This window comes from Mesorhizobium sp. CNPSo 4689 (assembly GCF_057784325.1).
Window position 1 is genome coordinate 38,096 of the sequence record NZ_JBWLUZ010000016.1, and the last position, 18,076, is coordinate 56,171.

The 18,076-nt window shown below is 64.3% G+C and carries 19 protein-coding genes; 7 read left to right on the forward strand and 12 right to left on the reverse strand.

The genetic code is table 11. From position 1 onward, the window contains the following. Positions 1-6: 6 nt before the first annotated feature. Positions 7-921 (reverse strand): DMT family transporter, encoded by a 915-nt coding sequence (locus AC04SI_RS20145; RefSeq protein WP_404283605.1) that lies wholly within the window; start codon positions 919-921, stop codon positions 7-9. Between the two features lie 102 nt (positions 922-1,023). Between AC04SI_RS20145 and AC04SI_RS20150 the strand changes: the two genes are divergently transcribed. Further along, positions 1,024-1,509, forward strand: coding sequence for a MarR family winged helix-turn-helix transcriptional regulator (locus AC04SI_RS20150; protein ID WP_404283607.1), 486 nt, complete (start codon positions 1,024-1,026; stop codon positions 1,507-1,509). A gap of 4 nt (positions 1,510-1,513) precedes the next feature. Here AC04SI_RS20150 and AC04SI_RS20155 read toward each other — a convergent pair whose 3' ends face one another. The 4 genes from AC04SI_RS20155 to AC04SI_RS20170 all read right to left on the reverse strand — a co-directional run bounded on the left by AC04SI_RS20155 (position 1,514) and on the right by AC04SI_RS20170 (position 3,953). Beyond that, positions 1,514-1,939: a DUF1178 family protein gene (locus AC04SI_RS20155; protein WP_404283609.1), complete on the reverse strand. Its 426-nt coding sequence runs from the start codon at positions 1,937-1,939 to the stop codon at positions 1,514-1,516. Next, entirely contained in the window at positions 1,936-2,802 is an 867-nt protein-coding gene (locus AC04SI_RS20160) for a carbon-nitrogen hydrolase family protein (protein ID WP_488474781.1), read from the reverse strand. The genes AC04SI_RS20155 and AC04SI_RS20160 overlap by 4 nt, the downstream gene beginning before the upstream one ends. A 10-nt stretch (positions 2,803-2,812) precedes the next feature. Then, the gene (gene grxC / locus AC04SI_RS20165) at positions 2,813-3,082 is read right to left on the reverse strand and encodes a glutaredoxin 3 (protein ID WP_006199923.1); all 270 of its coding nucleotides are present in this window, start codon (positions 3,080-3,082) and stop codon (positions 2,813-2,815) included. An 85-nt stretch (positions 3,083-3,167) separates the two neighbouring features. Continuing rightward, positions 3,168-3,953 (reverse strand): ComF family protein, encoded by a 786-nt coding sequence (locus AC04SI_RS20170; protein ID WP_488474782.1) that lies wholly within the window; start codon positions 3,951-3,953, stop codon positions 3,168-3,170. A gap of 63 nt (positions 3,954-4,016) precedes the next feature. On the opposite strand from AC04SI_RS20170, the gene AC04SI_RS20175 reads away from it, so the two are divergent. Then, positions 4,017-4,889: a methyltransferase domain-containing protein gene (locus AC04SI_RS20175; protein ID WP_404283612.1), complete on the forward strand. Its 873-nt coding sequence runs from the start codon at positions 4,017-4,019 to the stop codon at positions 4,887-4,889. Between the two features lie 31 nt (positions 4,890-4,920). Here AC04SI_RS20175 and AC04SI_RS20180 read toward each other — a convergent pair whose 3' ends face one another. The 5 genes from AC04SI_RS20180 to argJ all read right to left on the reverse strand — a co-directional run bounded on the left by AC04SI_RS20180 (position 4,921) and on the right by argJ (position 8,059). Continuing rightward, a complete protein-coding gene (locus AC04SI_RS20180; RefSeq protein WP_404283613.1) occupies positions 4,921-5,109 on the reverse strand; it encodes a Flp family type IVb pilin in 189 nt (62 codons plus the stop codon). Between the two features lie 105 nt (positions 5,110-5,214). After that, positions 5,215-5,523 carry a hypothetical protein gene (locus AC04SI_RS20185; protein ID WP_006199919.1) on the reverse strand — a complete coding sequence of 103 codons (309 nt, stop codon included), beginning with the start codon at positions 5,521-5,523 and terminating at the stop codon, positions 5,215-5,217. A 96-nt stretch (positions 5,524-5,619) separates the two neighbouring features. Continuing rightward, positions 5,620-6,042, reverse strand: a complete 423-nt coding sequence (mutT, locus tag AC04SI_RS20190; protein WP_404283615.1) for an 8-oxo-dGTP diphosphatase MutT — start codon at positions 6,040-6,042, stop codon at positions 5,620-5,622. After that, positions 6,039-6,812, reverse strand: a complete 774-nt coding sequence (locus AC04SI_RS20195; protein ID WP_404283617.1) for a GNAT family N-acetyltransferase — start codon at positions 6,810-6,812, stop codon at positions 6,039-6,041. Before AC04SI_RS20195 ends, mutT begins: the two co-directional genes overlap by 4 nt. A gap of 5 nt (positions 6,813-6,817) precedes the next feature. Continuing rightward, a complete protein-coding gene (argJ, locus tag AC04SI_RS20200; RefSeq protein WP_404283619.1) occupies positions 6,818-8,059 on the reverse strand; it encodes a bifunctional glutamate N-acetyltransferase/amino-acid acetyltransferase ArgJ in 1,242 nt (413 codons plus the stop codon). 348 nt (positions 8,060-8,407) lie between these two features. Here argJ and AC04SI_RS20205 point away from each other — a divergent pair, with 348 nt between their 5' ends. Beyond that, positions 8,408-9,004, forward strand: a complete 597-nt coding sequence (locus tag AC04SI_RS20205) for a TetR/AcrR family transcriptional regulator (RefSeq protein ID WP_404283621.1) — start codon at positions 8,408-8,410, stop codon at positions 9,002-9,004. A 179-nt stretch (positions 9,005-9,183) separates the two neighbouring features. Here the strand turns inward: AC04SI_RS20205 and AC04SI_RS20210 are convergent, their stop codons facing one another. Then, a complete protein-coding gene (locus AC04SI_RS20210; protein ID WP_404283623.1) occupies positions 9,184-10,101 on the reverse strand; it encodes a peptidylprolyl isomerase in 918 nt (305 codons plus the stop codon). A gap of 263 nt (positions 10,102-10,364) precedes the next feature. Here AC04SI_RS20210 and secA point away from each other — a divergent pair, with 263 nt between their 5' ends. Then, positions 10,365-13,097, forward strand: coding sequence for a preprotein translocase subunit SecA (gene secA / locus AC04SI_RS20215; protein ID WP_404283625.1), 2,733 nt, complete (start codon positions 10,365-10,367; stop codon positions 13,095-13,097). 409 nt (positions 13,098-13,506) lie between these two features. On the opposite strand, the gene AC04SI_RS20220 is transcribed toward secA, so the two are convergent. Then, positions 13,507-13,797, reverse strand: coding sequence for a hypothetical protein (locus AC04SI_RS20220; RefSeq protein WP_404283627.1), 291 nt, complete (start codon positions 13,795-13,797; stop codon positions 13,507-13,509). A 408-nt stretch (positions 13,798-14,205) separates the two neighbouring features. Here AC04SI_RS20220 and AC04SI_RS20225 point away from each other — a divergent pair, with 408 nt between their 5' ends. From AC04SI_RS20225 to AC04SI_RS20235, 3 genes are all read left to right on the forward strand, one after another. Continuing rightward, positions 14,206-15,606, forward strand: coding sequence for a lipopolysaccharide biosynthesis protein (locus tag AC04SI_RS20225; RefSeq protein WP_404283638.1), 1,401 nt, complete (start codon positions 14,206-14,208; stop codon positions 15,604-15,606). Beyond that, positions 15,606-16,886, forward strand: coding sequence for a GNAT family N-acetyltransferase (locus AC04SI_RS20230; RefSeq protein WP_404283629.1), 1,281 nt, complete (start codon positions 15,606-15,608; stop codon positions 16,884-16,886). The genes AC04SI_RS20225 and AC04SI_RS20230 overlap by 1 nt, the downstream gene beginning before the upstream one ends. Positions 16,887-17,110: 224 nt before the next feature. Next, entirely contained in the window at positions 17,111-17,719 is a 609-nt protein-coding gene (locus tag AC04SI_RS20235) for a hypothetical protein (RefSeq protein ID WP_404283631.1), read from the forward strand. Positions 17,720-18,076 lie beyond the last annotated feature (357 nt).

Here is an 18,076-nt window from a genome sequence, read left to right on the forward strand (position 1 = left end):
ACCGGCTCACGCCGCCTGACTCTGCGCCTTCGGGCTGGTCTGGTTCTGCGCCTTGGTGGTGATGAAGACGCCGGCGGTGATGATGACCGCACCGGCCCAGGTCAGCAGTTGGTAGTGTTCGCCGAGGAAGATCGTTCCGGCAAACAGGCCGACCGCCGCCGCCACATAGCCGATCTGGCTGAGATAGACCGGGCCGCCGACCGCCTGCAGTCGGAAGAAGAAGACAAACATCGCCGAGGCCGACGCCATTTGGCCGGCGGCCACCAGCGGCACGCCGCCAAGCGGGGCGAAGGCCTTGACGCCGAACAGGGCGAGAATCCCGGCAAGCAGCAGCGTGGCCGATGCTAGGTGACTGCCGACGGCGAGCTCGATCGGGCCGGTGCCTTCGGGCCAGTCGACGGTGCGGTAGATGTTGCCGGCGGCAAGGCTGACCGGGATGAGCAGCCCGACCGCCACCCAGAACAATTCGGCCGGCTGGCCAGCCTCGCCGCGCGTCACGGCGACCATCACCGCGCCGACGAAGCCGACGGCAATGCCGGCGACGCCAAGCATGTTGGGTCGCCTGACACCGAGCAAGATCGAAAACACCAGCGTGATAACAGGCGACAGCGTGAACATGATGCCGGTGTAGCCGCTGCCGAGATGCGGAATGGCCGAAAACATCAACAGATTGGGGAAGGCATAGGACACCGCCGCAGTGATGAAGAAATAGCGCAGCCTATGCGCCGTCAACGTCACCCCCTGCCCGCGCAGCAGCAAGGCTAGGAGGAGCACGCCGCCGGCGCCGAGCGAAATGACGAAGGCCCAGACCATGGCCGGCACGCCGGCCACCGTGGCGAGCTTGCCGAACGGCAGCGTCAGGCCGAGCAGGCCGCCGGTGACGACCAGCAGGCCGAGTGCCGAATCCCAGAGAAATTTCATCGGATGATCCCGTCATTCCGTTCGCGGCGCTTGGCTCGCATTATATCTTGAGATAAGATAATACAAAGATTCTTAACGTCAAGATATTTAATGGTGAGATAGATGGACCGCGCCGCAAGGGCGATCGAACAATGGAAGCGGGAGCGGCCGGATCTTGACGTCTCGCCGATGGCCGTGCTCGGACGTTTGAACGAAGCCTCCTCGCTGATCGCGCGCGAGCGCCTGGCGCCGCTGTTTGCCCGCTTCGGACTGCAGTCGGGGGAATTCGACGTGCTGGCGACGTTGCGTCGTTCCGGCCAGCCTTACGCGCTGACGCCGACCGAACTCTATGAGGCGACGATGGTCACGTCAGGTGCGATGACCAACCGGCTCGATCGGCTGGAAAAGGCCGGATTGATCCTGCGCGGCCCGCACCCCAGCGACCGGCGCGGGATCGTGGTGCAACTGACCGGAAAGGGGCTCGCCTTGATCGACGAAGCGGTCGCCGCCCATGTCGCCAACGAGCACGAAATCCTCGCCGGCCTGTCTGGCCCGGAGCGGGAGACGCTCGCCCACCTGCTCGGCAAATTGATCGGCAGCTTGAGCTAGACGCTCAGTTGCGATCCTCCGGAAAGCTCGGAATCGGCATGAACTCAACGCCGTCCTCGGCCAGGCTCCTGGCTTCGTCAACCGTCGCCTCGCCATAGATGCCGCGCGCATCGGTTTCGCCGAAATGGATCTTGCGCGCTTCCTCGGCGAACTTGTCGCCGACATAGTCGGCATTCTCGCGCACTTTCTCGGCCATCGCCTTCAGCTGCGCCAGCGCCTGCTTCTGCGCCTCGCCCATGGCCAGCGCGATCTTTTCCTGCTTGCGCCCTGTCGAGACCGCCGGCGCCATCAGCGCCTTCTCGACCTTGTGTGTGCCGCAGCTCGGGCAATCGACGAAACCGCGCTTCTTTTGGCGGTCGAAATCGTCGTTGCTGCGGAACCACGCCTCGAATTCGTGTTCGTGCTCGCAGATCAGGGAGAATCGGATCAAGAGGCTGCACCTCTGAGACGCGGCGCCTCGCCCGAGCCGGCATTGACGGCAAAATCCCGCGCGTTCTTGAGATTGGGGATCTTCCTGCGCGCCGCAAGCGACTGCGCCGGATCGATCTCGGCGACGATCACAGCCGGCTCGTCATGCGCGGCTTCGGCGATGATGCGGCCCCACGGATTGACGATCAGCGAATGGCCATAGGTTTCGCGGCCGTCCTCGTGCAATCCGCCTTGCGCCGCGGCGACGACATAGGCGCCGTTCTCGATGGCGCGAGCCCTGAGCAGCACATGCCAGTGCGCCTCGCCGGTCTGGCGGGTGAAGGCGGCGGGAACGCTCAACAGGTCGGCGCCGGCCAGCGCCTCGGCACGGAAAAGCTGCGGAAAGCGCAAATCATAGCAGACGGCAAAGCCAAGCTTCGCGCCGTCGATGTCGGTGACGACGGCCTCGGTGCCCGGCTCGTAGGCGGCGGATTCGCGCCAGCTCTCGCCATTGTCGAGATCGACGTCGAACATGTGGATCTTGTCGTAGGTGGCAAGCGTGGCGCCATCCGGCGAAAACAGCAACGCGCGGTTGGCAAGCTTGCCGTCGGCGCGCAGGATGGCGGTTGAGCCGATATGAAAGAAGATGCCGAGTTCGCTCGCCAGCCTGCGCGCGGTCGAGACGACGACGTCCTTGTCCTCGGAGGTGAAGGACGCAGCGCGTGCGTCCTTGTCACGGATCAGCGCACCGGTCATTTCCGGGGTCTGGATATAGGTCGCGCCCTGGCTGGCGGCCTCGCGCACCAGCCGCTCCAGATCGACCGCGTTGCGCTCCGGGCTCTCGCCTGAACGCATCTGGATCGCCGCTGCCTTGAAAGCACCCATGGTCATGTCCTTATGTGGTCGAGCCGTTGGCAAGCAGCCTGTCCAGCCGGCCCTCGGCCTCCAACTCGTGGAGGTCGTCGGACCCGCCGACATGCGTATCGCCGATGAAAATCTGCGGAAAGGTCGATCGGCCACGCGCCCGGGAAATCATTTCCTGGCGCAGTTCCGGCGAGAAGGAGGCGTCGTGCTCCTTGTAGGCGACGCCCTTGCGCTCGAGCAGCCGCTTGGCCGCCGTGCAATAGCCGCACATCATGCGCGTATAGATCGTCACATCGACCATCGGTCAGAAATCCTGCCTATGCATGTCAGCCGGAAGCGCGCAGCGCTTCTGGGACAACGGCATGCACAAAAACAACAATTCCAATCTATATAGTCGCGGACTCGTCGGCCCGAAAGTCCCCCGGCAGCACACGCGCAAAGGTCAGCACGTCGACCGCTCCGGCGCCGCCCCGCTTCAGAGCTTTGGCTACCGCGCGAACCGTGGCGCCGGTGGTGTAGACATCGTCGATCAGCAGCACCCGGCGACCGGCGATCTCGATTTGCGCCTCGGTGGGCACGCGGAAGGCCGCACGCACATTCTCCTCGCGCTCCTGCCGTTCCAGCCCGACCTGCTGACGGGTGAGCTTCACGCGCCGAATCGCGGAGGGTGAGAACGGCAGGCCGCTGAGATGCGCGACGGCCCTTGCCAGCTCCGCCGACTGGTTGAATTGCCGCCGGAAGAAGCGCCGCCAGTGCAACGGCACCGGCACCACCACGTCGGCCTCGGCGATGAGTTCGGCGCCGGCGCGCAGCATCCAGCGCGCCATCCACGGCGCCAGGTCGGTGCGGTCCTGGTATTTCAACCCCTGCACCATCTGGCGGGCGACACCCGAATAGACGACCGCCGCCCGAGCACGCTCGAAAGGCGGCGGATCGGCGATCGCCTCGGCGGAAAGGAACCCTTCGCCCATGTCATGGGTGAACGGCGTGCCCATGACGGCGCACCACGGTCGTTCCAGCAGCCTGAGCTTGGGCCAGCAGGCGCCGCACAGCACGCCGGGCTGCGAGACATGGCGGCGGCAGCCGGCGCAGACCGGCGGAAACAGGATGCGCGCCGGCAAGGCCAGGGCCTTTAGCGCAGCGCTCTTGATCTTCGGCATCGGATCGGCCACGTGGTTGGTTCTCCGCCACCATAGAACCACTCTTTCGGAGTGCGGAAAACAGGAACCCGTCCGTTGCAGCCCCTGATCGATACGCCTTTGTGGCTGGCGCACAAGCGTCGCGCCTTGGCCCGCCCCGTCGGCGGCGCCGATTTCCTGATGCGGCGCGCGGCTGAGGACCTTGCCGACCGGCTCGGCGCAGTCGAGCGCAAATTCGCCAGGGCGGCGACGCTGTTTTGCCAGACGCCGGCGGCAGCGGACGTGCTCGCCGAAAGCGGCAAGGTGACGGAAATCGTGCGGGTAGAAGCCGACCCGGCCTTCCTGGCAGGCCGGCAGGGATTGGTGGCGCCGTTGGAAGCCGTGCCGTTCGAACCGGAGAGCCTCGACCTCGTCGTGTCTCTCCTGTCGCTGCAGGCGATGAACGACATCCCCGGCATGCTGGTGCAGATCCGCCGTTCGCTCCGGCCCGACGGCCTCTTTCTCGGCGCCCTTGCCGGCGCCGGCACGCTCTCCGAATTGCGCGAAAGCCTGCTTGCCGCCGAGACCGAGCTCTACGGCGGCGCCAGCCCCCGCGTCATTCCCTTCACTGACGTCCGCGATGCCGGCGCGCTTCTGCAACGCGCCGGCCTGGCACTGCCGGTCGCCGATGTCGAGACGGTGACGGTCCGCTACGACACCCTGTTCGACCTCGTCGCCGATCTCAGGGCCATGGGCGAGACCAGCGCGCTCGTCGATCGCAGCAGGCGGCCCGGCACGCGAAAGCTCTTTGCCCGTGCCGCCGAAATCTACGCGGAACGGTTCTCGGACGCCGATGGCCGCGTCAGGGCGAGTTTTTCGATTGTCTGGATGTCCGGCTGGGCGCCCGATGCCTCGCAACAGAAGCCGTTGAAGCCAGGCTCGGCCAAGGTCTCGCTGAAGACGATCCTGGAAAATCCCGACCGGCGTTAATCGGCTTTTTTGCAAAAACCCGGCGACGCAATCAGTGCTGGGCGAAGGCGTTCGTAAGCTGGCTGTTGGTGTCGCTGAAAAGCCACTTGATTGCATTGGCTGCCTGGCCGACGCCGCCGACGATGGCGAGCGACAGCACGGCGACGATCAGGCCATACTCGATGGCCGTGGCGCCTGTCTCATCTTTCAAAAAGCGTTGCAGCAGCGTTGTCATGGTCATCGATCCCTCTTGCCAGGACCTTAGCGCCGACCCGTTAAGAAAGGTTAACGGCAAAGGCTTAACAGGCGGTGAAACAGGCCGGTTCCGTGGAAAGCATTAACCAAGTCAGCAGTCGCCGCTGCGCGTGCCGTCGTTGCGGATGATGCAGACTGAACTCGGCATTGGCTGCAGCACGCTGCGGCGCAGCGTATAGGTGTCGCGATGGCCGATCGAGCCCGTGCTCATTGCGTCGAGGCCGCCGAAACTGTCCCGGGCCGATTGCGACCGGCTGTCGAGAAACGGTGTCGCGATCAGGGCCAGCGCCACCGCGGCCGAGCCGAACAAGAGCGTGATGCGCAATATGCCCATGCCGGCATCGGCGGCGCGGAAGCCGCGGTCGGGCCGGATCGAGTCCCAGTCTTTCTCGAGGCTCATGCTGTCGCTCCCAAGCATGTTGGCCGAAGTCCGGCCCTGCCTCAATTTTTCACACCGGGATAAATCTTCTATTAACGCTGACTAAAACGATGGCGATCACAACAGGTCGATGAGGAACTGGATCAGCGGCGCATCGGCGGGCGGCATTGGATAGTCGCGCATCTGGCGCGGCCGCACCCATTTCAGCGTCTGGCCCTCCTTCGGCTGCGCGATACCGCGAAAGCGGCGGCAGATGAACAGCGGCATCAGGAGGTGAAAATCATCATAGGAATGGCTGGCGAAGGTGAGCGGCGCCAGGCACGGGATCTCGGTCTCGATGCCGATCTCTTCATGCAGTTCGCGGATCAGGCACTCCTCCGGCGTCTCGCCGGGTTCGACCTTGCCGCCGGGGAATTCCCACAGGCCGGCAAGTTGCTTGCCTTCGGGGCGCTGCGCCAGAAGCACGCGCCCGTCGGTATCGACCAGGGCGCAGGCCGCGACGAGAAGCAGACGCCTGCCAGCTGGTTTGACGTCGTTCATGCGCCGGCCGGCCGGCGATAGTGATAGCGGTAGACTTCCTCGAAGCCCAGCGAACGGTAGAGCGCCAGCGCCGGCGCATTGCCGGCCTCGACCTGCAGCCAGGCCTCCCGCGCGCCGCGCAGCCGCGCCCATTTCAACGCCGACAGGATAAGGTTGCGGCCGTGGCCCTTGTTGCGCGCCGCCTTGTCCGTGGCGACCTCGAACAGACCGGCGAGATCGCCGTCATGGACGCAGATCAGCGTCGCCAGCGGCTCGTTTCCCTCTTCGAGCGCGAACAGACCGGCCTCGGGCTGGATGGCGCCGATGATCTCCGACAGGCCGGGCCGCAGCGACACGTCCGAACCGCTCACCTTGAGCGATGCGCCGATGAAGCGGCTGATGTCCTTCAACGGGATCTGATCCATGGCGGGTGCGAGTTGCGCGTCCGCCAGCGGCAGGCGCATCACCAGCGATTCGTCGAAACTGCTCCAGCCTTCGCTGTCGAGGTGCTTGGACAGGTCCGGACCCGACAGCGGCGATATGCGGAAGGTCAGCGGCCTGCCATAGGCGTCGAAACGCCGGCTGGCGCGGCCGATGCGATCGGCGATGTGCTGGATATCGCCGGGGTCAAGTGGATTGACCGAGTTCAGCCGCTTGGCCGGATGGCCGGCCGTCAGCCGCACCACCCAGGTGCCGTCATAGTGGACGGCCGCCGCCGGCCAGGCGCGAAACCCGGCCGCCTCGTAGCGACGCACGATGGCGAGCACGCCTGCCGGATGTCTGGAAACCAAGGCCGTCAGCTCCGATAGTCGCCATTGATGGCGACGTATTCCTTGGTGAGATCGCAGGTCCACACCGTCGCCTTGCCCCGGCCGATGCCGATATCGGCACGGATGCGGATGTCGTCGCGCTTCATGTAGGCCGACGTCGCCTCCTCAGAATAGGCCGGATCGCGTTCGCCTTCATGCGCCAGCCTGTTGTCGCCGAACCAGATCGACAGAAGGTCGCGGTCGGCCGGCTCGCCGGCCTTGCCGACGGCCATGACGACACGGCCCCAATTGGCGTCCTCACCGGCAACTGCCGTCTTGACCAGCGGCGAATTGGCGATCGACAGTGCGATGCGCTTGGCCGAGCGCGCCGATTTGGCGCCGGTAACGGTAACCTCGACCTGCTTGCGGGCGCCTTCGCCGTCGCGCACCACCTGCAGCGCCAGCGACTTCAGCACCTTGCCAAGCGCACGGCGGAAAGCGCCGAGGCGGGCATCCTTGGGATCGCTGATCGCGGGCGCGCCGCGCCTGGCGGCAGCACCTGTGGCGAAGAAGAGCAGCGTGTCGCTGGTCGAGGTGTCGCTGTCGACGGTGACCGCGTTGAAGGTCTTGGCCGTGCCGCGCGACAACAGATCCTGCAACACGGGCGCCGCGATCGGCGCGTCGGTGGCGATGAAGGAGAGCATCGTCGCCATGTCGGGCGCGATCATGCCGGCGCCCTTGGAAATGCCGTTGATGGTGACATCGGCTTCGCCGAGCTTGATCGTCGCCGTCGCCACTTTCGGATAGGTATCCGTGGTCATGATCGCCTTGGCCGCCTCGGTCCACAGGTCCGGCTTGCCGTCCTTGACCAGTCCAGCGAGCAGGTGACTGAATTTGTTGGTGTCGAGCGGCTCGCCGATGACGCCGGTGGAGGCCAGGAACACTTCGCCTGGCGTGCACCCGGCGGCCTTGGCCGCCGCCTCGCCGGTCAGAGCCGTGGAAGCGCGGCCCTTCTGGCCGGTGAAGGCATTGGCATTGCCGGAGTTGACGACCAGCACGCGCGCCTTGCCGGCGCCAAGGTTCTGCCGGCAGAAATCGACCGGCGCCGACGGGCATTTCGACTTGGTGAACACGCCGGCGACCGCGGTGCCGGCGTCGAAGACCATGGCCAGCAGGTCGGTGCGGTTCTTGTACTTTATCCCGGCCTCGGCGGTGGCGATGCGCACGCCCTCGATCGCGGGCATTTTGGGATACTTCTTCGGCGCGAGCGGCGAAATCGTTGCGGACATGCGGGCCTCGGGCGGGAAAATCGCAAAGGGAAGGCCGGTTTGCCCGATACGACGCGCCGGCGCAAGGGCGTTTTCGCCGCTGTTGCGAGCCACGCGGACCTACGTGCCGAAGGACAAATCGGCACCGCGCCTGACCCGGCAAGGCGCGCGTTACGCTCGGGCTTGTCATGCGCGACGGCCAATAGCGCATCGATTCGGAAACCTCGGAAGCCATGAATAGGCGTCCGCGACTTCTGCGGTCCCGCGGGGGGCCGTCGCGTTATCCCTTGTCCAGTCGAGAAACGGCCCGTTTCGTTTCGCCGCGGGCCTTGTATGATCCCTGCGAAAATTGCCGGCAAGGAAAAGCAGATGAGTGAGCAAGCGCATCCGGGGCGCAGATCGATTGGCGCCAGGCGCAATCCCGACAGCGCCGATGCCATTCTCGATGCCGCCGAGGCGGTGCTGACGGAGGCCGGCTATTCCGGCTTCTCGATCGAGGCGGTGGCGCGGCGGGCGCGGGCCGGAAAGCCGACGATCTACCGCTGGTGGCCGAGCAAGGCCGCCTTGCTGCTCGAGGTCTACCAGCGCGGCAAGCGCGTTACCGTTCCCGATACCGGCAATCTCGAGGAGGACCTCGTCGGCTTCCTGAACAACCTGTTCCGGCACTGGCGCGAGACGTCGTCAGGCAACGTATTCAGATCGTTGGTCGCCGAGGCGCAGTCGGATGAAGCCGCAGCCGTGGCCCTTGCCGAGTATGCCGGTGGGCGCCCAGCCCACACCGGCCAGATCATCGAGCGCGCGAAGGCAAGGGGCGAGGTTGCAGCCGATATCGATCCGGCGCTGGTCGCCGACCTGGTGGCCTCCTATGCCTGGAAGCATCTGCTGACCAACCGGCTCGACGAAGACGAAGCGACGATACGCAAGGCGGTCCGTTATTTGACGCAAGGCATAGCGGGCGCCCGTTAGCGCAATTCCAGGAAAGGTGTGAAACGGTTTTCCGTCCGGAATTGCGTCAAAACAAAAAGATAGAGCGGTTCTGCGTTTCCTTGAAACGATGAACCGCTCTAAAATCGCGGCCGAGCCGGCCGATTGAAAAAAGGGCGCGGCAACCGGGTTGCCGCGCCCCTTTTGAAGTTCTGTCGGCCTTACTTGGCGCTTTCCATCGTGTCGACCGCCTTCTTCAGGTTCGCGTCGGGAATCTCGACCTTGGCGGCGCCGCGCAGCGACTTGACCAGCGCAAAGTACTTGTCGCGGATGACGGCCTGCTTGGCCTGGTCCTTGACCTCTTCGAAGGCCGGCGGCTGCTTGGTGCGCTTGTCCTCGAGCTTGATGACGTGCCAGCCGAACTGCGACTGCACCGGCTCCTTGGTGTATTTGCCGACTTCGAGCGCGAATGCCGCCTTGTCGAATTCCGGCACCATCTGGCCAGGTCCGAACCAGCCGAGATCGCCGCCATTGGACTTGCCGCTCGGATCGCTGGTGTGCTCGTTGGCGAGCTTCTGGAAGTCGGCGCCGCCATCGAGCTGCTTGATGATCGCCACGGCCTCTTCCTTCGTCTTCACGAGGATGTGACGGGCGTGCACCTCATTGACCGGCGACGTGTTGGCGATTTCCTGGTCGTAGCGGGCGCGCACCTCGGCCTCCGTGACCTTGTCGACGACGCCCTTCTCGACCATTTCGCCATGCAGGGCGCGCTGCTGCAGGAACGCCATGCGGCGCTGGAAATCGGGATCCTTGTCGAGGCCGGTGGTGACCGCCTGGGCGGCCATGATGCGGATCTCTATGGCTGCCGAAAGGGCCGCCGCACGGCGCTGTTCGGGCGGAAGCTGCGCAAACTGCTGCGACAGCTCGCCTTCGGCAAGCCCAAGGTCTGCCTCGGTCAGCGGCTGGCCGTTGACGGTAGCGACCACCGCGTTGGGGTCGACCGGCGCAGCCGCCGGGGCCGGCGCTGCCGGCTGGACGGGGGCGGCTTCCTGCGCCATCAGGGGCGGCAGCGACAGAGCCGACAGGCCGAAAGCCAGGCCAAGGCTGGCGAGCGACGCACGGCGGAACGATAGGGACATTAAGTTAACTCCGATGGGGATTGCCGATGGGGTTGCTTGAGCAAAATGGCTTGCAGATCAGCCAGATTGTGGCGGAATTTGGCGCGGTCCGCAGGACGAGCGCGGCGTTGACATCAGTTGAGCCCCCTCTTATCTGTCCAACGACTTTGCGTCCAGAACCGTTTTCCGGGCGCTTTTTGCGTTTGTCCGCGTTTCACGCGGAATTGATGGGGCCGGCCGGCACCCGTCGCAACGATTAAGAATGCTATCGAAAGGGCCATTGGATGGTCAGTCTCGGCGGTCTCGCCCGTAAGGTTTTCGGCTCCTCCAACGATCGCCGCGTCAAGGCGACCCGGCCGCGCGTCGAGGCGATCAGCGCCATGGAAAACGAGATGCGGGCGCTCTCCGATGCCGACCTCAGGGGCCGCACGGAAAAATTCCGCCAGGACATCGCTAACGGCGCTTCGCTCGATGATCTTTTAATACCGGCCTTCGCTACGGTGCGCGAAGCGGCACGCCGCGTGCTCGGCATGCGCCCGTTCGACGTGCAGCTGATCGGCGGCATGGTGCTTCACAATGGCGGCATCGCCGAGATGCGCACCGGCGAGGGCAAGACCCTGGTCGCGACGCTGCCGGTCTATCTCAATGCGCTGGCCGGCAAAGGCGTCCACGTCGTCACCGTCAACGACTATCTCGCCACCCGCGACTCCGAATGGATGGGCCGCGTCTATAAATTCCTCGGCCTGACGGTCGGCGTCATCGTCCATGGCCTCTCCGACGAAGAGCGCCGCGTCGCCTACGCCGCCGACGTCACCTACGCCACCAACAACGAGCTCGGCTTCGACTATCTGCGCGACAACATGAAGTACGAGCGCGCCCAGATGGTGCAGCGCGGGCACAGCTACGCGATCGTCGACGAGGTCGATTCGATCCTGGTCGACGAGGCACGCACGCCGCTGATCATTTCCGGCCCGCTTGAGGACCGTTCGGAGATGTACAACACCATCGACGCCTACATGCTCAGGCTTGGCCCGGACGACTACGAGATCGACGAGAAGCAGAAAACCTCGATCTTCACCGAGGACGGCACCGAGAAGCTGGAGAACCTGCTGCGCGCGGCCGGCCTGTTGAAGGGCGAATCGCTCTACGACGTCGAGAACGTCGCCATCGTCCACCACGTCAACAATGCGCTGAAGGCGCACCGGCTGTTCCAGAGGGACAAGGACTACATCGTGCGCAACGGCGAGATCGTCATCATCGACGAGTTCACGGGCCGCATGATGCCAGGCCGCCGCTATTCGGAAGGCCTGCACCAGGCGCTTGAGGCCAAGGAGCACGTGGCGATCCAGCCGGAGAACCAGACGCTGGCCTCCGTCACCTTCCAGAACTATTTCCGCCTCTATAAGAAGCTTGCCGGCATGACCGGCACGGCGCTGACCGAGGCCGAGGAATTCGGCAACATCTACAATCTCGAAGTGACCGAGATCCCGACCAATTTGCCGGTCATCCGCAGGGATGAGGACGACGAGGTCTATCGGACCGTCGAGGAAAAATACAAGGCGATCGTCAAGGAGATCCGCGAGGCGAGCGCCAAGGGCCAGCCGACGCTGGTCGGCACCACCTCGATTGAAAAATCCGAGCAGCTGGCCGAACGCCTGCGCAAGGAAGGCTTCAAGGACTTCGAGGTGCTGAACGCCCGCCACCACGAGCGCGAGGCGGCCATTGTCGCCCAGGCCGGCAAGCCCGGCGTCATCACCATCGCCACCAACATGGCCGGCCGCGGCACCGACATCCAGCTCGGCGGCAATGCCGAGATGCGCATTGCCGAGGAACTCGGCGACATGCCTGAAGGTCCGGAGCGCGAGGCCAAGGAAAAGGAAATCCGCGACGACATCGCCAGGCTGAAGGAAAAGGCGCTTGCCGCCGGCGGCCTCTACGTTCTGGCCACCGAGCGCCATGAATCGCGCCGCATCGACAACCAGCTCAGAGGCCGCTCCGGCCGCCAGGGCGACCCCGGCCGCTCGAAATTCTTCCTGTCGCTGCAGGACGATCTGATGCGCATCTTCGGTTCCGAGCGCATGGACGGCATGCTGCAGAAGCTCGGCCTCAAGGAAGACGAGGCGATCATCCATCCGTGGATCAACAAGGCGCTGGAAAAGGCGCAGAAGAAGGTCGAGGCTCGCAACTTCGACATCCGCAAGAACCTGCTGAAATATGACGACGTCTCGAACGACCAGCGCAAGGTGGTGTTTGAGCAGCGCATCGAACTGATGGACGGCGAAGGCCTGTCCGAGACCATCGCCGAGATGCGCGAAGGCGTCATCGAAGAGATCGTCGCCAAGAACATTCCCGAAAACGCCTATGCCGAGCAATGGAACGTCGCCGGCCTCAAGGCCGAGGTGGCCGAATTCCTCAACCTCGATTTGCCGATCGAGGACTGGGTCAAGGAAGAAGGCATCGCCGAGGACGACATCCGCGAGCGCGTCACCCAGGCCGCCGACGCTGCCGCCAAGGAGCGCGCCGAGCGTTTCGGCCCCGACGTGATGGCCTATGTCGAGCGTTCGGTGGTGCTGCAGACGCTCGACCATCTGTGGCGCGAGCACATCGTCAATCTCGACCATCTGCGCTCGGTCGTCGGCTTCCGCGGCTACGCCCAGCGCGACCCGCTGCAGGAGTACAAGGGCGAGGCGTTCGAGCTGTTCCAGGCGATGCTGGGCAATCTGCGCCAGGCCGTCACCGCGCAGCTGATGCGCGTCGAACTGGTGCGCCAGGCGGCGGAAGCGCCGCCTCCGGAAGCACCCGACATGTTCGGCAGCCATATCGACGGCACCACCGGCGAGGACGACTTTGAAGGCGGCGAGACCGCACTTCTGGTCCGCCAGGAGAGCAACGCCATCGTCGCTCCCGAAAACCGCGACCCGAACAACCCCGCGAGCTGGGGCAAGGTCGGCCGCAACGAAGCCTGCCCCTGCGGCTCCGGCAAGAAATACAAGCACTGTCACGGGGCGTTCGCGTAGCGCACCTTATTCCTTCTCCCCGTCCCTATACGGGGAGAAGGTGCCCGAAGGGCGGATGAGGGGCGGCGCCGGCCCTGGCGATTTTTTCCGACCAGGAAAACCGGCGTTACAGCAGCCCTGACGCTCGCACGGCAGCCGTTGCCTCGCCGCGCGAGACGGCTCCAGCTTGTCCAGCACCGCCGAGACATGATGATCGACCGTCCTTGGCGAGATGGTCAGATGCGCGACATGCCGAGGCCCCGCGTTTCCATTTCCTGTGGCCTTGTGACGGCAACTATGCTATAGTTCCGAGTATGGTGCTGATTTGCGCCGACGACCCGCCGCCGAGGCGGGTTTTTCATTTTCTTCCTGGCTGGTTCACCGCTTTTTGCTGAACGAGCCTTGGCCAGGGGTGCCAGCCTGTCCGTTTCTACGCCGCCTTCAGCCGCACCATTTCGGCCTCGAACTCGAACTTCAACTGCGCGGCTTCTTCCTCCGGCAGCCAAAGCACCATCTGGGGCACGATCTTGTGGTAGAGTCGGGTGCTGTCCTGGTCCCAAGGCAGCGTTTCCGCGCTTCGCGCCTCTGCGATTAGCTTATGCAATCTCGCGCGAACCCTATCTGGATCGCCATGGTAGTAGACGGTCGGCGCATCTTCATCGAAAAGCTCAGGCTGTTCTTCGGTGCCAAAAAGGTCGAGTTGATTTCTTGCCATGTCCACGGATGCAAGGGTTCGATTCTGACCAAGACTATGCCTTATCCGGTTTCGTGAAGCGACCACCCGCGACTGGCTTATCCCCGTATTCCCGGCGTTCGCTCGCCCTTCGTGATGCCACCGGTTTTGACGAAAACGCGTACCCGCGCACTTGCCCCGGCCGGCCCTCCGCTATAGCTCCGGGCGTTCGTCGCTCGAAAAGCCAAATCCTTGGCTTTTCGCCCGCTGCTCATCCGCCTCCCGGCCGGGGGGCCAGTTGCCTTCGGCAACTCCCCGGCGTTCGCTCGCCTTTCGTCATGCCACCGGCATGACGAATGCGCGTGCCGCGCACCGGCGGCTCACCCAACCGTTTCTTAAGGTGTTTCGGATAGAGCGAAATGCAGAAAAAGAGGCGGAAAACGGAGTGTGATCGGGGTGCGCTTTTCCGCGGCCACGACAGCCGAGCGGTTTTTGCCGCAGCGTTTGGCGCTGCGCATGGTGCCGCTGCTTGACCGGATCGACGCCGTGCTGTTCACCGCCGACGAGCGCGGCGAGGCCGGGCGCATGTCGGTCATCGCCTTTTCCATCCGCATCATCAGTGCCGTCATCGCCTTCGTCAGCCAGGTGCTGATGGCGCGCTGGATTGGTTCGTTCGAATACGGCATCTTCGTCCTCGTCTGGGTGACGATGGTCATCGTCGGCAACCTCGCCTGCCTCGGCTTCCACACCTCGGTCATCCGCTTCATTCCCGAATACCGGGAGCGCGGCATGCTGGCCGAATTGCGCGGCATCGTCGTGGCGAGTCGCCTGTTCGTGCTGATCGCATCAACGCTCATCGCGGGGCTGGGCGCCCTCGGCGTCTGGCTGGGCGCGGCCTGGCTGGAGAACTACTATGTCGTGCCCTTCATCCTCGGCGTCTTCTGCCTGCCGATGATCGCGATGGGCGACTTGCTGCAAGGGCTGTCGCGCGCCAACTCATGGGCGCTTTTTGCGCTCTCGCCGACCTATCTGGTGCGGCCGGTGCTGATCCTGGCGTTCATGGCGCTGATGCTGGCGTTGGGCTACGCACCCGACGCCAGGACCGCCATCTTCGCCTCGATCGCCGCGACTTATGTCACCACGCTCGGTCAACTGATCGGCGTCACCTCACGCATGGAACGGATTATCCCGACCGGGCCGATGAAGGTGCATTTTGGGCAGTGGTTCGTCGTCTCGCTGCCGATCTTCCTGGTCGAGAGCTTCTTCTTCCTGCTCACCAACGCCGATGTGCTGATGGTCGGCGCCTATCTCGAGCCCAATGACGTCGCCGTCTATTTCGCCACCGTCAAGACACTGGCGCTGGTGCATTTCGTCTATTTCGCCGTCAAGGCCGGCGTTGCCCAGCGCTACGCCCAGTTCACCCATGGCGAGCCGGAAAAGCTTGCCGCCTTCGCCCGCGAGACGGTGTCGTGGACGTTCTGGCCCTCGCTGGTGATGGCGCTCCTGGTGTTGGCGCTGGGACAGCCGATGCTGGTGCTGTTCGGCCCCGAATTCACCGCCGGCTATCCGCTGCTGTTCCTGCTGGTGTTCGGCGTCGTGGCGCGGGCCGCGGTCGGCCCCTGCGAGAGCCTTTTGACCATGAGCGGCAACCAGAACATCTGCGCCGCCGTCTATGCCATGACGCTGGCCTTCAACATCGGCCTCAATGTGCTGCTGATCCCGCATTTCGGCCTGTGGGGCGCGGCGATCGCCACCAGCTTCGCCATGATCTTCGAGGCCGGCGCGCTGTCCTTCACCGTCTGGCGCAAGCTCGGTATCGTCATGGCCATCTTCGTGCCCGCCAGGAGAGATGCCTGATGGCCGCCGTCCCGTTGCTCGAGGAAACCAGCGGTGGCCCCGCCGGCGCCATGGTGTCCGGCCTTGCCGGCTTGGCACGCGAGGCCGATCCCGCCCATATCGAGATCCTCGCCAACAACCGACCCGAGCGCAAGCTCGCCATCTACCCGGCCTCTGCCGGCTTCGACCTGGTCGAGGAACTGGACTATCTGTGCACCCGCACGATCGAATCCAACGTCTTCTTCAACCCGCGCTTCCTCGCCCCGGCGATGCCAAGGCTTGAAGACCGTGAAGTGCGCCTCGCTGTGATCCGCGACGGCGACGAGTACCGCAACCGGCTGCGCCTCCTGGTGCCGTTCTCGGTCGAGCGGCCGGCGATCCCCCTCGGCGTCCCCGTGATGCGCACCTGGTCGAGCCCGTTCGGTCCGATCGGCACGCCGCTGGTCGACCGCGACGACCCGGTCGGCGTCATCGAGGATTTCTTCTCGATGCTGTCGCGGCCACATCTCAAGCTGCCGAAGGTCTTTGTGCTGCCCGACATCCGGCTCGACGGCCCGGTGGCCAGCCTGCTCGCCTCGGTTGCCGAGACGCGCAGCCTGACCATGGTCACCACGGGCAGACTGGAACGCCCGGTGCTCGAAAGCGAGGCGGAAGGTGAGGCGTATCTCAAGGCATCGCTGCGCGCGCATCACCATCGCGAATTCCGCCGCCTGAAGCGGCGCCTTGCCGACCTCGGCAAGCTCGAGCACGTCGTGGCGCGCGGACCCGACGAGATCCGCCATGCCATCGAAAGCTTCCTGACGCTGGAGGTGGCCGGCTGGAAGGGCCGCGAGCGCACGGCCATGGCGATCGACCGCTTCCGCGCCGCCTTCGCCCGCGAGGCCGTGCACCGGCTGGCCGAGCAGGATCTCTGCCGTATCCACTCGCTGACACTCGACGGCCGCACCATCGCCTGCCTGATCGTCTTCGTCGAGGCCGGCGTCGCCTATACCTGGAAGACCGCCTATGACGAGACGCTATCGGCCTATTCGCCGGGCACGCTCTTGATGATCGAGGTCACCAGGCAGCATCTCGACGACCCCAACATCGTGATGACCGATTCCTGCGCCGTGCCCGATCATCCGGTGATGAGCCGGCTGTGGAGCGAGCGCAAGCCGATGGGTACGCTGGTGATCGGGCTCTCGCCGGACGCCGACCGCCAGGTGCGCCAGGCGGCGTCGCAGTTGCATCTCTACCGCGAAACCCGCAACATGGCGCGCCTGCTGCGCAACCGCATGAAGAGCCTGCTGGGGCGGCGCTAGAGCGACTCTAGGAAAGGTGCGTAGCGGTTTTCCGACTTTGTCGATTGCCCTTTTCCGACCAACGAGCCTTTTGGCTTAGGTCATAAGGGTTGCTGTTCCCACGCAGTGGGAAGGTTTAGCATCGATACAGTCCAAAGGGGACGAGGCGGTAGAGTTGGCCGCGCGGTTAGCATCATTTGCGCCTCGGTCTTGCACGGCCAGAATCAAAAATCTGGGAGGAGTGCATGACGAAGATAGCTTGTCTTGGGCGTCGCGGGATCCTCATTTCGATAGGTCTCGTCGGCGCATTCCTGGGCGCGGCCGCAGCTCAGGCCGCCGAACCCAACAAGGCCGAACTCGATGCCCTGAAGCAATCGCTGGCCAAGTATGAAGACTACAAGGCCGCCATTCGTGACCTCTACCTGTCGACGGTCGGATGCGTCTCCTATAGCGGAGAAAAAATACCCGGAACGATGGACTACCCGAAGGGTGCCATGGGCATTCATTTCGTCAACGTTCCCAGCATCGGCCCGACAGTCGATCCGATGCGTCCCAATGTCTTGATCTACGAACCGGTCGGTAACGAGTTGCGCCTGGTCGGCGTCGAGTGGCTCGTGCCCCTGACGCCCGACACCAAGGCGCCGCCGGAACTCTTCGGACAGAAATTCATGGGCCCGATGGAGGGCCACTATCCGCTCATTCCAAAGGAGTTCCACCACTACGACCTCCACGCCTGGCTGTTTAAGGACAACCCGGACGGAATGTTCAGCCCGACGAACCCGGACGTGAAATGCGACAACTACGCATTCCCCATGCCGGAGCAGCCGACCAAGATGGTGCCGGGACCGATGTGATGTAGTGGCTCGCGGGTCCAGTTGACGGCAGAGGCGGGGCGAGGCCCCGCTGCGCTTCCTTGATAGGTGAAGGTGAGGCACAAAGGGGTGGGCCGGTCCCAGTTTGCGGCACGGGAGGGGTCCCCTTCTGGAGTGACCTTGCTTCGAAATCGCGCAAGATTTTTTTCTGACTTCCTGCGGTTTAACCGCGCACATACATTTTCACTCGCCACCAAGGCTAGGCGGAAGGCCCGGTACAATTCGCGGGCAGATAGCCCTATTTGGCGTGCGTTGAAAAATTAGCTTTCCTCCAACGGCCGGCGATAGCGACCCAGGCGACGTGCGATCAGCTAAGCAATTGCTTGTCGTCGCCCGACA

Excerpts from the sequence above, each read along its gene's own strand:
- AC04SI_RS20145 (WP_404283605.1), bottom strand. The coding sequence starts at position 921 with ATGAAATTTCTCTGGGATTCGGCACTCGGCCTGCTGGTCGTCACCGGC.
- AC04SI_RS20210 (WP_404283623.1), bottom strand. The coding sequence starts at position 10,101 with ATGTCCCTATCGTTCCGCCGTGCGTCGCTCGCCAGCCTTGGCCTGGCT.
- AC04SI_RS20235 (WP_404283631.1), top strand. The coding sequence starts at position 17,111 with ATGACGAAGATAGCTTGTCTTGGGCGTCGCGGGATCCTCATTTCGATA.
- AC04SI_RS20180 (WP_404283613.1), bottom strand. The coding sequence starts at position 5,109 with ATGACCATGACAACGCTGCTGCAACGCTTTTTGAAAGATGAGACAGGC.
- argJ (WP_404283619.1), bottom strand. The coding sequence starts at position 8,059 with ATGTCCGCAACGATTTCGCCGCTCGCGCCGAAGAAGTATCCCAAAATG.
- grxC (WP_006199923.1), bottom strand. The coding sequence starts at position 3,082 with ATGGTCGATGTGACGATCTATACGCGCATGATGTGCGGCTATTGCACG.
- AC04SI_RS20230 (WP_404283629.1), top strand. The coding sequence starts at position 15,606 with ATGGCCGCCGTCCCGTTGCTCGAGGAAACCAGCGGTGGCCCCGCCGGC.
- AC04SI_RS20160 (WP_488474781.1), bottom strand. The coding sequence starts at position 2,802 with ATGGGTGCTTTCAAGGCAGCGGCGATCCAGATGCGTTCAGGCGAGAGC.
- AC04SI_RS20185 (WP_006199919.1), bottom strand. The coding sequence starts at position 5,523 with ATGAGCCTCGAGAAAGACTGGGACTCGATCCGGCCCGACCGCGGCTTC.
- AC04SI_RS20205 (WP_404283621.1), top strand. The coding sequence starts at position 8,408 with ATGAGTGAGCAAGCGCATCCGGGGCGCAGATCGATTGGCGCCAGGCGC.
- mutT (WP_404283615.1), bottom strand. The coding sequence starts at position 6,042 with ATGAACGACGTCAAACCAGCTGGCAGGCGTCTGCTTCTCGTCGCGGCC.
- secA (WP_404283625.1), top strand. The coding sequence starts at position 10,365 with ATGGTCAGTCTCGGCGGTCTCGCCCGTAAGGTTTTCGGCTCCTCCAAC.
- AC04SI_RS20150 (WP_404283607.1), top strand. The coding sequence starts at position 1,024 with ATGGACCGCGCCGCAAGGGCGATCGAACAATGGAAGCGGGAGCGGCCG.